This window comes from Lactiplantibacillus plantarum (assembly GCF_014131735.1).
GTDB classification, from domain to species: Bacteria; Bacillota; Bacilli; order Lactobacillales; family Lactobacillaceae; genus Lactiplantibacillus; species Lactiplantibacillus plantarum.
The window spans coordinates 2594220-2608604 of the sequence record NZ_CP039121.1 but is presented as its reverse complement, the minus strand read 5'-3'; the positions used below and the strand labels follow the sequence as shown (position 1 = coordinate 2608604).

The 14385-nt window shown below is 44.3% G+C and carries 10 protein-coding genes; all 10 read left to right on the top strand.

The genetic code is table 11. The annotated features are described in order from the left end of the window. Nucleotides 1-109: 109 nt before the first annotated feature. The 10 genes from uvrB (at nucleotide 110) to E5260_RS12245 (ending at nucleotide 14356) form a co-directional block, all read left to right on the top strand. Nucleotides 110-2113 carry an excinuclease ABC subunit UvrB gene (gene uvrB, locus E5260_RS12290; protein WP_003641029.1) on the top strand — a complete coding sequence of 668 codons (2004 nt, stop codon included), beginning with the start codon at nucleotides 110-112 and terminating at the stop codon, nucleotides 2111-2113. A 34-nt stretch (nucleotides 2114-2147) separates the two neighbouring features. Next, nucleotides 2148-5003: an excinuclease ABC subunit UvrA gene (gene uvrA / locus E5260_RS12285; protein WP_003641030.1), complete on the top strand. Its 2856-nt coding sequence runs from the start codon at nucleotides 2148-2150 to the stop codon at nucleotides 5001-5003. Nucleotides 5004-5063: 60 nt separating this feature from the next. Then, nucleotides 5064-5540: an S-ribosylhomocysteine lyase gene (locus E5260_RS12280; RefSeq protein ID WP_003641031.1), complete on the top strand. Its 477-nt coding sequence runs from the start codon at nucleotides 5064-5066 to the stop codon at nucleotides 5538-5540. A gap of 336 nt (nucleotides 5541-5876) precedes the next feature. Beyond that, nucleotides 5877-7112 (top strand): argininosuccinate synthase, encoded by a 1236-nt coding sequence (locus E5260_RS12275; RefSeq protein ID WP_003641033.1) that lies wholly within the window; start codon nucleotides 5877-5879, stop codon nucleotides 7110-7112. Beyond that, complete coding sequence (gene argH / locus E5260_RS12270) at nucleotides 7112-8515, top strand: argininosuccinate lyase (protein ID WP_003641034.1); 1404 nt, start codon at nucleotides 7112-7114, stop codon at nucleotides 8513-8515. The genes E5260_RS12275 and argH overlap by 1 nt, the downstream gene beginning before the upstream one ends. A 201-nt stretch (nucleotides 8516-8716) precedes the next feature. Next, complete coding sequence (locus tag E5260_RS12265; protein WP_003641035.1) at nucleotides 8717-9253, top strand: HdeD family acid-resistance protein; 537 nt, start codon at nucleotides 8717-8719, stop codon at nucleotides 9251-9253. Between the two features lie 198 nt (nucleotides 9254-9451). Continuing rightward, nucleotides 9452-10336 carry an RNase adapter RapZ gene (rapZ, locus tag E5260_RS12260; RefSeq protein ID WP_003641036.1) on the top strand — a complete coding sequence of 295 codons (885 nt, stop codon included), beginning with the start codon at nucleotides 9452-9454 and terminating at the stop codon, nucleotides 10334-10336. Then, nucleotides 10333-11334: a gluconeogenesis factor YvcK family protein gene (locus E5260_RS12255; protein WP_003641037.1), complete on the top strand. Its 1002-nt coding sequence runs from the start codon at nucleotides 10333-10335 to the stop codon at nucleotides 11332-11334. The genes rapZ and E5260_RS12255 overlap by 4 nt, the downstream gene beginning before the upstream one ends. Before the next feature lie 12 nt (nucleotides 11335-11346). Then, nucleotides 11347-12279 carry a DNA-binding protein WhiA gene (gene whiA, locus E5260_RS12250; protein WP_003641038.1) on the top strand — a complete coding sequence of 311 codons (933 nt, stop codon included), beginning with the start codon at nucleotides 11347-11349 and terminating at the stop codon, nucleotides 12277-12279. Nucleotides 12280-12703: 424 nt separating this feature from the next. Continuing rightward, nucleotides 12704-14356, top strand: coding sequence for a peptide ABC transporter substrate-binding protein (locus E5260_RS12245; protein ID WP_003641039.1), 1653 nt, complete (start codon nucleotides 12704-12706; stop codon nucleotides 14354-14356). The last annotated feature ends 29 nt before the right edge of the window (nucleotides 14357-14385 follow it).

Here is a 14385-nt window from a genome sequence, read left to right as displayed (position 1 = left end):
TTGAATGTGATAGGGAAGCGCGGGCTTGCCTATTTTTTATGGTGCGACAGTAAGATTTAGTTATCAATAGATGATATGAACGGGTGACCGTTTAAAAGGAGGACTACGTTTGATTGATCGGGTAGATAATAATCATTTTGACTTAGTTTCAGATTACCAACCAACGGGCGATCAACCCCAAGCGATCCAGCAATTAACTGCTGGCATTGAATCGGGAGAAAAAGAGCAGATCTTGTTGGGGGCGACCGGGACCGGGAAGACCTTTACAATTTCGAACGTGATTGCAAAGGTGAATAAGCCAACGTTAATCTTGTCACATAACAAGACGTTAGCGGGTCAATTATACGGGGAGTTTAAGAAGTTTTTCCCGAACAATGCCGTTGAATATTTTGTGAGTTATTACGATTATTATCAGCCGGAAGCGTACGTGCCTTCGAGTGATACCTATATCGAAAAGGACTCGGCAATCAACGATGAAATCGATAAGTTACGGCACTCTGCGACCAGCTCATTATTGGAACGCAACGATGTGATCGTCGTGGCATCGGTCTCCAGTATTTTCGGTTTAGGGGATCCTCACGAGTACCAAGATCACGTAGTCTCACTGCGAGTCGGCATGGAGATCGACCGCAATGATCTGTTGCGTAAACTTGTTGATATTCAATTTGATCGTAACGATATTGATTTCCAGCGGGGGCGTTTTCGGGTCCATGGTGATGTCGTAGAAATCTTTCCGGCTTCACGGGATGACCACGCATTGCGCGTTGAATTCTTTGGCGATGAGATTGATCGAATCCGTGAGATTGACGCCTTAACCGGTGAAATTGTAGCTGATCGTGAACATGTTGCGATCTTCCCAGCGACCCACTTTATGACGAATGATGCGATTATGGAACACGCCATCAAGGGCATTGAAGATGAGTTGGATGGCCGCCTGAAAGAATTGACAGCCGATGGCAAATTGTTAGAGGCGCAACGACTCAAGCAGCGGACGACCTATGATGTCGAAATGCTCAAAGAAATGGGCTACACTAGTGGTATCGAGAACTATTCACGTTTTATGGATGGCCGTAAACCTGGCGAACCACCGTATACGTTACTGGACTTCTTCCCGAAGGACTTTTTGCTCGTGGTCGATGAGTCACACGTGACGATGCCCCAAGTTCGGGGAATGTATAATGGGGACCGAGCACGTAAACAAATGCTAGTCGATTATGGCTTCCGTTTGCCAAGTGCGTTGGACAACCGGCCATTGAAACTTGAAGAAGTTGAACAGCATATTAATCAAGTGGTTTATATGTCCGCAACGCCGGGCCCTTACGAAATGGATCGGACCAAGCATGTCGTCCAGCAAATTATTCGACCAACTGGTTTATTGGATCCTACGATTGAGGTTCGACCGATTATGGGTCAGATCGATGACTTAGTGGGTGAAATCAATAAGCGCATTGAGGTCAACGAACGGGTCTTTATCACCACGTTAACTAAGAAGATGGCGGAAGATTTGACCGACTACTTTAAGGATTTAGGCATCAAGGTACGGTACTTGCACAGTGATATTAAGACGTTGGAACGAACGCAGATCATCCGCGACCTGCGTCTGGGCAAGTTCGATGTGTTGGTCGGGATCAACTTGTTGCGGGAAGGAATTGACGTTCCCGAAGTTTCACTAGTTGCGATTTTGGATGCGGATAAGGAAGGTTTCCTTCGTAACGAGCGTTCGTTGATCCAAACGATTGGTCGGGCGGCTCGTAATGAGCACGGTTCAGTGATTATGTACGCTGACACCACGACTGATTCGATGCAGGCCGCGATGGATGAGACTGCACGTCGTCGTGCCGTACAGATGAAGTACAATGAAGATCATCACATCACGCCACATACGATTAAGAAGGCCATTCCAGAGCTAATTGCTTCGACGAAGACCACTGAAGACGCGGGCAAGAAGGATGACTTCTTAGAAACCGACTTTGATGATATGACCCGTGAACAACAATTAGATATGATTAGTAAGTTGGAAGAACAGATGAAGACCGCCGCTAAGAAGCTCGACTTTGAACAAGCCGCAACGCTGCGTGATACGGTCATGGAATTGAAAGCACAAATTAGCTAGCAGGTTGCTGGCTTGAGATTGAGGAGGCCTTTTTTTGGCAAATGATAAGATTGTCATTCACGGTGCGCGAGCCCATAATTTAAAAGATATCGACGTTACCATCCCGCGCGACAAATTAGTCGTGATTACGGGGCTGTCTGGCTCAGGTAAGAGTTCGTTAGCGTTCGATACCTTGTACGCGGAAGGACAACGTCGCTACGTGGAAAGTTTGTCAGCGTACGCGCGTCAATTCTTAGGACAGATGCAAAAACCAGACGTTGATTCAATTGATGGGCTTAGTCCGGCTATTTCGATCGATCAGAAAACAACATCCAAAAACCCGCGCTCAACGGTCGGAACCGTTACAGAAATCAATGATTATTTACGGTTACTGTGGGCCCGAGTCGGTGAACCGATTTGCCCGAACGATGGGACACCGATTGCGAGTCAAACTGTTGAACAGATGGTTGATCGGATTCAGAAATTACCGGAACGAACGAAGTTGCAGATTTTATCACCAATTGTCCGCCAGAAAAAGGGCGAGCACAAAAAGATCTTTGAAAAGATCAAGCGTGAAGGTTTCGTGCGGGTCCGTGTTGATGGTGATATTCATGATATCAGTGAAACTTTTGAACTGAACAAGAATCAACAACACACGATTGAAATCGTCATTGATCGGATCGTTGTGAAGTCAGGTGACCGTTCTCGGTTATTTGATTCTTTTGAAGCGGCGTTGCGATTAAGTGGGGGCTATGCGATTGCGGATGTGATCGGTGGCGAACCCATTATGTTCTCAGAACATTATGCTTGTCCTATCTGTGGGTTTACTGTGGGAGAACTTGAATCACGATTATTCTCGTTTAACGCGCCTCAGGGAGCTTGTCCAGACTGTGAAGGTCTCGGAATCAAGCTAGAAGTCGATGAGGACCTTGTCGTACCTGATAAGTCGCTGACATTGGCTGAAGGTGCGTTAGCGCCTTGGAATCCAATCAGTTCACAGTATTATCCTGAAATGTTGAAGCAAGCTTGTGAACAGTTAGAAATTCCGATGGATGTGCCGTATGAAGACTTATCAAAAGCTGATCAACAAACGGTTTTGTATGGGTCTAACGGAAAGACGTTCCATTTCCACTACCAGAACGACTTTGGTGGTGTTCGCGATGTTGACGCTGTGTTTGAGGGCGTTATCAACAATGTTGACCGCCGCTACCACGAAACGAATAGTGATTTCACCCGCGATGTGATGCGAAAGTATATGACGGAACTCACTTGTCAGACTTGTCATGGGTTCCGCTTAAATCGCAAGGCCCTGTCTGTCAAAGTTGGTGGCGAACATATCGGGATGGTCTCTGACTTAGCCATTGGTAAGGAACTCGATTTCTTTAACGAGTTGAGCTTATCAGAACAAAGTCTCGTGATTGCTAAACCAATCTTGAAGGAAATCCGCGACCGGTTATCATTCTTGCAAAATGTGGGACTGGCGTACTTAACGCTCAGCCGTTCTGCACGGACGCTGTCTGGTGGGGAAGCCCAGCGAATCCGGTTAGCAACACAGATCGGATCGAACTTGTCCGGCGTGCTCTATATCTTGGATGAACCATCAATTGGATTGCATCAGCGGGATAACGACCGCTTGATTGGTTCACTTAAGAAGATGCGCGATCTGGGGAATACGTTGATCGTGGTCGAACATGATGAAGACACGATGCGGGCCGCTGACTATATCGTGGATATCGGCCCGGGTGCCGGTGAAAACGGTGGTGAGGTCATGGCGGCCGGAACGCCCAAGCAAGTGGCTCGCTCGCGGAAGTCACTGACCGGCCAATATCTATCGGGCAAACGGTTTATCCCACTACCTGAAACTCGGCGTCCGGGTAATGGTAAGAAGATTCGTATCACTGGTGCGGCCGAAAACAACCTCAAGCAAATTGACGTTGATTTTCCACTAGGCGAATTTGTCGTGGTAACGGGGGTTTCCGGTTCTGGTAAGTCGACCTTGGTTAACGATGTTTTGAAACGCGTATTGGCACAGAAGTTGAATCGTAATTCTGAAAAGCCTGGTAAGTATAAGAGTGTCAGTGGTATTAAGAATATTGAACGGTTAGTTAATATTGACCAAAGTCCAATCGGCCGAACACCACGCAGTAATCCGGCCACATATACTGGTGTCTTTGACAATATTCGTGATTTATTTGCACAAACGAATGAAGCTAAATTACGTGGTTACAAGAAGGGCCGCTTTAGTTTTAATACTAAGGGTGGTCGTTGTGAGGCTTGTCACGGTGACGGGATTCTAAAAATTGAAATGAATTTCTTGCCCGATGTCTTTGTACCTTGTGAAGTGTGTCATGGTAAGCAATACAATTCTGAAACGTTGGAAGTTGAATACAAAGGCAAAAATATTGCCGATGTTCTTCAAATGACCGCTTCAGAAGCTGTTAAGTTCTTTGAACCAATTCCAAAGATTCGACGGAAACTACAGACCTTGGTCGACGTTGGTTTGGGCTATGTTAAGTTAGGCCAACCCGCCACGACTTTATCAGGTGGAGAAGCCCAACGGATGAAGTTAGCTTCCGAATTGCACAAACAACAGTCGGGGAAGAATTTCTACATCTTGGACGAACCAACGACTGGGTTGCACAGTGAAGATATTCGGCGCTTGATTGGTGTCTTGGATCGGTTGGTGGATGCGGGTAATACCGTGTTAATCATCGAGCATAATTTGGATGTTGTGAAGTCGGCGGATTATTTGATTGACTTGGGCCCAGAAGGCGGTGACGGCGGCGGAACAATCGTTGCTACTGGGACACCAGAACAGGTCGCTGAAGTGGCTGAAAGTTATACTGGCCAATACTTGAAGCCCGTTCTAGAACGGGATCGAGCACGTGAAGCAACTGCACCTGCTAAATAACGGGCAATGTGCTACACTTGAGTTTGTAATGTAATTTTAATTTAGAGGAGTTGTTTGTACATGGCTAAAGTAGAAAGTTTTACATTAGATCATACCAAGGTTTTAGCACCTTACGTTCGTAAAATTACGGTGGAAAATGGGCCTAAGGGTGATGCCATCACTAATTTTGATTTGCGGTTAGTTCAACCTAACAAGACCGCTATTGATACGGCGGGCTTACACACGATTGAACATATGTTGGCTGGATTATTACGTGATCGGATGGATGGCGTGATTGACTGCTCACCATTCGGTTGTCGGACTGGTTTTCATTTGATTACTTGGGGTGAACATGACACCGTTGAAGTTGCTAAGGCATTGAAGTCCTCATTAGAATTCATTGCTGGCCCAGCTAAGTGGGAAGACGTACAAGGGACGACCATCGATAGCTGTGGGAATTACAAGGATCATTCTTTATTCTCAGCTAAGGAATGGGCCAAGTTGATTTTATCGCAAGGAATTTCATCGGATCCATTTGTACGCAAAGTCGTTGAATAGACCAAAATATAAAAAGTAATGGTGGTGCCGGCCACCAATTAAAAAGAGCCTAGCTTTTCATAACGAAAAGCTAGGCTCTTTTTGCTGTTTACTGACATTGTGCGAGCTTAGCGGTCCTGAATCGTGGGAAAACAATCTAAGATTAGATTAAGGTAGTGTTTCAAAAATAACAAAAAATATACTGATATTGGTGAATATCTGCATAAAAATTCTATATTTTAGTGAATATTGCGCAAATAATGAATATATTTAAAATATTATTGAATAAAGTTAAATTGGGTGGTACGATACTGTCATTGATAAAAGCAAAGATAAAAATTTCGGAGGTACAAATCAATGGTCAAACAAAATGATAAAATTATTCTCGCTTATTCTGGTGGTTTAGATACGTCGGTCGCAATTAGTTGGTTGAAGGATAAGGGCTATGATGTTGTGGCCTGCGGAATTGATGTTGGTGAAGGCAAGGACATGGATGCAATCAAAGAAAAGGCCCTAAAATTAGGGGCTGTTTCATCATATATGATTGATGCTAAGCAAGAATTTGCTGAAGAATATGCGTTAATTGCTTTACAAGGTCATACCTTGTATGAAGGTGAATACCCGCTGGTTTCAGCACTTTCACGTCCTTTAATTGCTAAGAAGTTAGTCACATTAGCCAAGCAAGAGCACGCTGTTGCAATTGCCCATGGCTGTACTGGGAAGGGTAATGATCAGGTTCGGTTTGAGGTTGCCATCCACGCTCTTGCACCGGATATCAAGATCGAAGCGCCTGTACGTGATTGGCACTGGTCACGGGAAGAAGAGATCGATTACGCTAAGGAACACAATATTCCCGTACCAATCAATTTGGACAGTCCTTACTCGATTGACGAAAACTTATGGGGCCGGGCTAATGAATGTGGCATTCTAGAAGATCCATGGCAGGGCGCGCCTGCCGATGCGTTTGACCGGACGAAGGCCTTAGCTGATACGCCGGATACGCCAACGACTTTGGAAATCACTTTTGAGGCTGGGGTGCCAGTTGCTTTAGATGGTGAATCACTTAACCTAGCTGATTTAATCATCAAGTTGGATCAGATTGCTGGTGAACATGGAATTGGTCGGATCGACCATATTGAAAACCGGTTGGTCGGTATCAAGTCACGGGAAGTTTACGAAGCACCAGCTGCAACGGTATTGCTCAAAGCACATAAAGATTTGGAAGATTTGACGTTTGAGCGTGAGTTAGCTCACTTCAAGCCAATCATTGAACAAAAGCTTGCGGATACGATCTACAACGGTCTTTGGTTCTCACCATTGATGGAAGCGATGGTTGCCTTCTTAAAGCAAACTCAGCAAGTCGTCAATGGGGTAGTTCGGGTACAACTCTTCAAGGGTAACGTTATTACTGAGGGGCGGAAGTCACCCAACTCACTATATGATACGAACTTGGCAACCTATACATCAGCGGATTCATTTGACCAACAAGCGGCAGTTGGTTTCATTAAGCTATGGGGCCTACCAACGCAAGTTAATGCCCAAGTCCAAGCGAAGGCTCAGGCTGAAGCTAAGACTGATAAGGCACACGCCTAATGAGTACCCAGAAGCTATGGGGTGGCCGGTTTACCGAAACGGGTGCTAAGTATGTTGATGACTTTGGGGCATCAATTAGCTTTGACCAGTTGCTTGCCGCAGAAGATATTGCTGGTTCACTGGCACACGTTAAAATGTTGAAGAAAACTGGTATTTTGCCCGCCGCTGATGTTGATCAAATTGTTGCTGGATTGGAAACCTTGGCTGAGCGTCAAAAACAAGGTAAGTTGGAATTTTCAACGGTCAACGAAGACATTCATATGAATATTGAGTCATTATTGACCGAAGAGATTGGGCCGGTCGCTGGGAAGTTGCACACGGCCCGGTCGCGGAATGACCAAGTTGCCACGGATTTCCACTTGTACTTGAAGCATCAATTACCACTAATATTGGACCGGCTACATGAACTGGAAACAGTATTGGTCGATAAAGCGAGTGAAAACGTGGAGACGGTCATGCCGGGGTACACGCATTTGCAACACGCCCAACCCATCTCGTACGCGCACTACCTGTTAGCTTATTACCAAATGTTCAAGCGGGACATGGAACGCTTCGAGTTTAACCTGAAGCATACCGATATTTCGCCATTGGGAGCCGCTGCACTTGCTGGAACGACTTTTCCAATCGACCGGGAATATAGTGCGAAACTATTAGGATTCAGTGAAGTCTATCATAATAGTTTGGATGCCGTTTCTGACCGGGACTTCGTGCTTGAGTTTCTCAGCAATGCTTCGATCCTGATGATGCATCTCTCACGGTTTTGTGAAGAAATTGTCAGCTGGAGCAGTTATGAATTCAAGTACATCAGTTTGAGCGATCAGTTTTCAACGGGTAGTTCGATTATGCCGCAAAAGAAGAACCCTGACATGGCCGAATTGATTCGGGGCAAGTCCGGCCGGGTTTACGGCAACTTGATGGGATTGCTAACTGTCATGAAAGGGATTCCGCTCGCTTACAATAAGGATCTGCAAGAAGACAAAGAAGGGGCGTTTGATACGGTCACGACCGTGTTAACGAGTCTCCACGTCTTCACCGGCATGTTGGCAACGCTGACCGTTAATGAAGATCGGATGGCTGATGCCACGACTAACGATTTCTCAAATGCGACCGAACTAGCCGATTACCTTGCAAACAAAGGAATCCCATTTCGGGAGGCCCATGCCATTGCGGGGAAGCTCGTCTTGGATGGCTTGAAAAAACAGCGGCCGTTGCAGGATATTCCACTCAAAGAATATCAGTCAATCTCACCGCTGATCCAAGAAGATGTCTACCATGATTTGAACGCAAAAGTTGCGGTGGAACGGCGGCATTCGCTAGGTGGTACTGGTTTTGATCAGATTAGACAAGAATTGCAACGGGCACAAACGCAATTGTCAGCCTATCAATCTGAAACCACTGATTAATTAATGCTTATCAATTTGACCATTGATATTATTTTTAAAGATGACCTCTAAGTGGCGGAGACTCGGCATTTAGAGGCCATTTTTAATGCTATTGACATTTTGAAAAAGCATTAAGCTAACATAAAGTCTATCAGAAAAATTGGAAACTCTTACATTAACTGGTAAGATGGAATTAATATCGGATATGGGAGATGTTGATGTATGTTTAATGATCATCGCTGGGGGTTTGATTGGACTGAATTCATGACGGGGATCGTTTTCTTGATCGCCGCTTACTTTGTCATCAAGCAACCACAAGCAGCACTTTTAAGTTTAGTCTTTTTATTTGCCATCGCCGCAATTATTAGCGGGGTCACCACAATCGGTGGGTACACAAAACTACGCCGTGAAACAGGGTTGCGGGCAAACTTTGCCCTTGTGTTTGCGATTATTGATATTTTAGTGGGGTTATTATTTTTATTCCACGCACCGACTGGGGTACTGGTACTCGGTTACGTCTTTGCCTTTTGGTTCTTGATCGATTCGATTGAACGGCTGACCGTAGTCTCACATCTACGCGTCTTTGGAACCGGGTATTTTGTTCTATCTTTAATCTTGGATATTATTAGTTTGGCATTGGGAATCTTATTAGTAATCAATCCAATGGTTGCTGTGATTAGTTTCAACGTACTGGTTAGTTTCTACTTTGCAGTTTTTGGCATCAACGCAATCTTGATTGCTTTTGCTCGGCGTAACTAGCTTGGCAGTATTGACTCGTTAGCGATACTTGGCGCTCACTATTGGTGGTGTCAGGGTGTTGTTAAGGGGTCTTTTTTTTTGCGCGTTAATGTAATACTGTTTGGAATCAAATGGCGGGTCGAAGTGGCACGTCAGTAGAAATGACACACCCGGTGTGTTATACTACCAACAATATGGACTAGAGGGGGCCAATACAGCATGGCAGAATCATTACAACTAGTAATTATTTCTGGGATGAGCGGTGCCGGTAAGACGGTTGCGGTTCAAAGCTTTGAAGACCTGGGCTATTTTTGCATTGACAATATGCCACCAGCGTTATTACCGAAGTTCTCAGAATTAGTTGAGGAGTCGGGTAAAATAAAGAAAGTAGCGTTAGTGATTGATTTACGCTCGCGGGCTTTTTACGACGAAATTATGGATATGTTGGCTAACTTAGACAACACGGACTTTGTGTCGACCCGGATTCTGTTTTTAGATGCTTCCAACGAAGAATTAGTGTCACGTTATAAAGAGACGCGGCGTTCCCATCCATTAGCCATGGAAGGTCGCGTCATGGATGGCGTGCGCAAAGAACGAGAATTATTGGCGCCATTGAAAGATCGGGCTTCATACGTCATTGATACGTCGACGTTGACACCACGTGAATTACGCGAATCGATTTTTGATAAATTCGAAACGGATCAGGATGAGACTTTTCATATTGAAATGCTATCATTCGGTTTTAAATACGGACTCCCGATTGATGCAGATATCGTTATGGATGTGCGCTTCTTGCCTAATCCATACTACATTCCTGAATTAAAGAAGCTGACGGGACTAGATAAACCTGTGGCGGATTACGTTATGCAGCAACCAGCTACGGAAGCTTTCTACCAGCAGTTCTTGAGTATGCTGGAAAGCATTATGCCCGGCTATGAAGCCGAGGGCAAGAGTAGTTTGACGATTGCGATTGGCTGTACGGGCGGTCAACACCGGTCCGTTGCCTTGACGCAACGTATCGGTGAAGCGCTGGCTAAGCACTACAAGGTGCACATCAGTCATCGTGATATTGAGAAACGAAAGGAAACTGTTAATCGCTCATGAGAAAATACACATTTAAGACCCAGCGGCCTAAAATTGTGGTGATTGGTGGAGGGACCGGTTTGCCGGTTGTTCTGAACGGCTTGCGTAAGCAGGCAGTCGATATTACCGCAGTGGTGACGGTGGCTGATGATGGTGGGTCATCCGGCATTATTCGCAATTACGTTAACGTGGTTCCACCTGGTGATATTCGTAATGTAATGGTGGCGTTGTCGAGTTGGCCGGATTTGTATAAAGATATTTTTCAGTATCGTTTCCAGGGTGATGATCAATTTTTTGCAGGTCATGCGATTGGTAATTTAATTATTGCGGCACTAACGGAAATGAAATCTGGGGTGTTTGACGCGGTGCAGGAATTATCAAATATGATGCAAGTAGATGGTCATGTTTACCCGGCAGCCAACGAGGCACTCACGCTACATGGTAAGTTTAGTGACGGTACCGAGTTAGTAGGTGAAGCCGAAATTACCGCGGCCCATAAGTCATTGGAACGCGTTTGGGTCACTGACAAGAATGGTAAGGAACCACAAGCAGTTCAACCAGTTATTGATGCGATTATGGCGGCAGATCAGATTGTTTTGGGGCCCGGTAGTTTGTTTACCAGTATTCTACCGAACCTAACGATTGGAAATATTGGTCGGGCCGTCTGTGAGTCTGATGCAGAAGTGGTTTATATTTGTAATATTATGACTCAAAAAGGTGAAACGGATAATTTCTCCGATGCTGATCATGTACGGGTCTTAAACCGCCATTTGGGGCAGAACTTTATTAATACGGTGTTAGTTAACACCGAAAAAGTGCCAGAAGATTACATGGATTTTCATAAGTTTAACGAAGTTTCAAAGCAAGTGAGTCATGACTTCCGGGGGTTACGTGAACAAAACTGTCGCGTAATCTCATCGAACTTCTTGAAACTCCGTGATAATGGGGCCTTTCATGATGGCGACCAAGTTGTCGCTGAATTAATGAATCTAGTCGGTCATTCCGACGTTTTCAGATAAGGGGGTCGTGGCATGTCATACGCCAGTGACGTTAAGAAAGAATTGACTAACCTCGCTGTCCATCGCGAGAATGCTAAGGCTGAATTAATGGCTTTGATTCGAATGAATGGGGCGATCAGCATTGCTAATCATCACTTCATTTTGAATATTCAGACGGAAAATCCGGCCATCGCGCGGCGTATTTACCGGCTACTCAAACAATTTTATGACGTCGATAGTGAATTGATTGTTCGGCGCAAAATGAAATTAAATAAGAATAATTTGTACATCGTACGATTGAAGACCGGTACGGACATGGTACTCGCTGATTTGGGTATCTTAAAGGATTATCAAATCGTTGAAGTGGCACCAACTGAAGTGTTAACGGATGATGCTGCGGTGCGTTCTTATTTGCGTGGCGCCTTTTTAGCGGGCGGTTCGGTTAATAATCCTGAAACTTCCCGGTATCATTTGGAAATTTACTCACTGTATGAGGAACATAATCATATGATCTCCGAGATGATGAATCAGTATGGCTTGAATTCACGAACGACTGATCGGCGTGGTGGTTTTATTACGTACATCAAGGAAGCGGAAAAAATTGCCGACTTCTTGTCATTGGTTGGTGCGACCAATGCCATGCTTAAGTTTGAAGATATTCGAATCATGCGGGACATGCGTAACTCGGTCAATCGGTTGGTTAACTGTGAGAACGCCAACATGGATAAGGTTGCCAATGCCTCTAGCAAACAGATTGAAAATATTTTATTGATCGATGCTACGGTGGGATTACAACAGTTACCACCAAAATTACAAGAAGTCGCTGTTGCCCGGTTGGAACATCGTGAAGTTAGCCTCAAGGAACTAGGAACCCTTGTTCCGGGCGGGCCGATTTCTAAGTCTGGAATCAATCATCGGCTGCGTAAAATCAATCAATTTGCGGAACAATTACAAAAAGATGCTTAGTTGTCGATAAGGATGGCTTAAGCATGAGTTTTGTTGAAAAGCTTGCTAACCATTTTAGATGGTGTTAGCGGCTTTTTTGGGTTGAAATGGATTGATTGTCGTTCGCCATACTCGAAAAGCACTTGACAAAAGTAAGTGCAACTATTTATACTGAACACATCTTATTGAAATCGGAGAGACGTAATTATGCAAAAATCAACAATGCAAATGATGATGTGCTGCCCATGTTGTGAATCAAACAACATGGCTATTTGCGTTGAATTACAAGCGTCTCTGCATCAAAAATAACGGGATTGAGCTCAAATCGTTAATTTTGAAACGCCTGCTTGGAATCTGACGAGATTCTGAACAGGCGTTTTTTGTTACAACCGATGGGAATAAGTAGATCAACACATCAAAATGGGAATGTAAAGGGGCGAGAAGTTTGAAGAAGCGATCAGTGTTAGCAGTGGTAATGAGCCTAGTATTAGTGACGGTGCTGGCTGCGTGTGGGAAGCACAATAGCCAGTCTTCTGGTAATGGCAAGTATGCAAGTAGTCAGGTTTTAAACTTGTCGTACCCTAGTTCATTGGATTCAATCGATATTTCCAATATGTCGGGATATGGCAGTACGGGTAATATTTTTGAAAGCTTATACCGGTTAGGAAAGAATGGTAGCATTACACCGGGATTAGCTAAGTCCACTAAGGTTTCAAAGGATGGCAAGACGTATACCTTTACGATTCGCAATGCGAAGTGGAGCGATGGTTCGAAGATAACCGCGCAAGACTTTGTCTATTCTTGGAAACGGACCGTCACCCCAGCAACTAAGTCACAGTATGCCTACCTCTTCTCAGGGGTGAAGAATGCGGATGAAATTGTCGCTGGGAAAAAGTCACCAAGTACATTGGGCGTCAAGGCGCAAGGCGAACATACTTTTATTGTGACTCTTGACAAGCCAATTACTTATTTTAAGAAGTTAATGACCTACCCGTTGTTTGGACCAATTAGTGAGAAAGCGGTCAAAAAATGGGGTAGCAAATATGCCACTAAGGCTCAGTACATGCTCTACAGTGGGCCGTTTAAGTTGACTGGCTGGACTGGAACTAATAATAGCTGGCAGTTTGTAAAAAATAATCAGTACTGGGATAAGAAAGCTGTCCACCTACAAAAGATCAACTACACGGTCAATGAGAGTACTACGACAACATTGAACTTGTTCCAAGAAAAGAAACTTGATCTAACGCAATTAGCGAGTGAACAAGTTAAGAATATGAAGAGCAGTTCTGACTATACCACGTACCCTTATTCTATCACCGCGTTTCTGGTTTATAATTTCCAAGACAGTAATGCGACAATCAAAAAGGCGCTCAATAACGCTAAGATTCGTCAAGCAATTTCATTGTCGATCAATCGCAAGACGTTAGTAAAGAATGTGATTGGTGACGCATCAACGGTCTCAAAGACGTTTGTTCCTCAGGATTTAGTTAAAGACGCTAAAACTGGTAAGGATTTTGCAGATGAATCAACGGTTAAGAATTCAACGTCATATAACAAAGCGCTGGCACAAAAGTTATGGAAACAAGGCCTTAAGGAAACGGGAATTAAGAAATTGTCCATTCAGTTATTAGCTTCTAATGACGAACCTAATAAGCCGATTTCACAATACTTGAAATCAGCATTAGAAAAGAATCTCGATGGTTTGACGGTCAACTTATCCAACATTCCATCAAAGGTAGCTTCAAGTCGTGCTCAAAGTGGTGATTTTGACCTTTATCTCAGTGGTTGGGGTGCTGATTTCAACGACCCAATCTCGCACTTGCAAATTATGACTAATAATAGTGGTTATAATTACGGAAAATATAACAGCAGCACGTACAATGCGTTGGTTAACAAGGCCCAAAACCAGGATGCTAATGATACTAGTGCTCGTTGGCAAGATATGATCAACGCTGAGAAGACGATCATGAAGGACCAAGGAATTACGCCATTGTATCAGACGGTATACTCTTATTTACAAAATCCAAAGGTAAAGGGTATTATTCATAATACTGCTGGGACACAGTGGAATTATAAGTATGCTTATATTGCCAAATAATTAACTGATTGAGGGACGTTCATGGTAAC

Coding starts and splice junctions, on each gene's coding strand:
- rapZ (WP_003641036.1), top strand. CDS start 9,452: ATGGCAGAATCATTACAACTAGTAATTATTTCTGGGATGAGCGGTGCC.
- E5260_RS12265 (WP_003641035.1), top strand. CDS start 8,717: ATGTTTAATGATCATCGCTGGGGGTTTGATTGGACTGAATTCATGACG.
- E5260_RS12280 (WP_003641031.1), top strand. CDS start 5,064: ATGGCTAAAGTAGAAAGTTTTACATTAGATCATACCAAGGTTTTAGCA.
- whiA (WP_003641038.1), top strand. CDS start 11,347: ATGTCATACGCCAGTGACGTTAAGAAAGAATTGACTAACCTCGCTGTC.
- argH (WP_003641034.1), top strand. CDS start 7,112: ATGAGTACCCAGAAGCTATGGGGTGGCCGGTTTACCGAAACGGGTGCT.
- E5260_RS12255 (WP_003641037.1), top strand. CDS start 10,333: ATGAGAAAATACACATTTAAGACCCAGCGGCCTAAAATTGTGGTGATT.
- E5260_RS12275 (WP_003641033.1), top strand. CDS start 5,877: ATGGTCAAACAAAATGATAAAATTATTCTCGCTTATTCTGGTGGTTTA.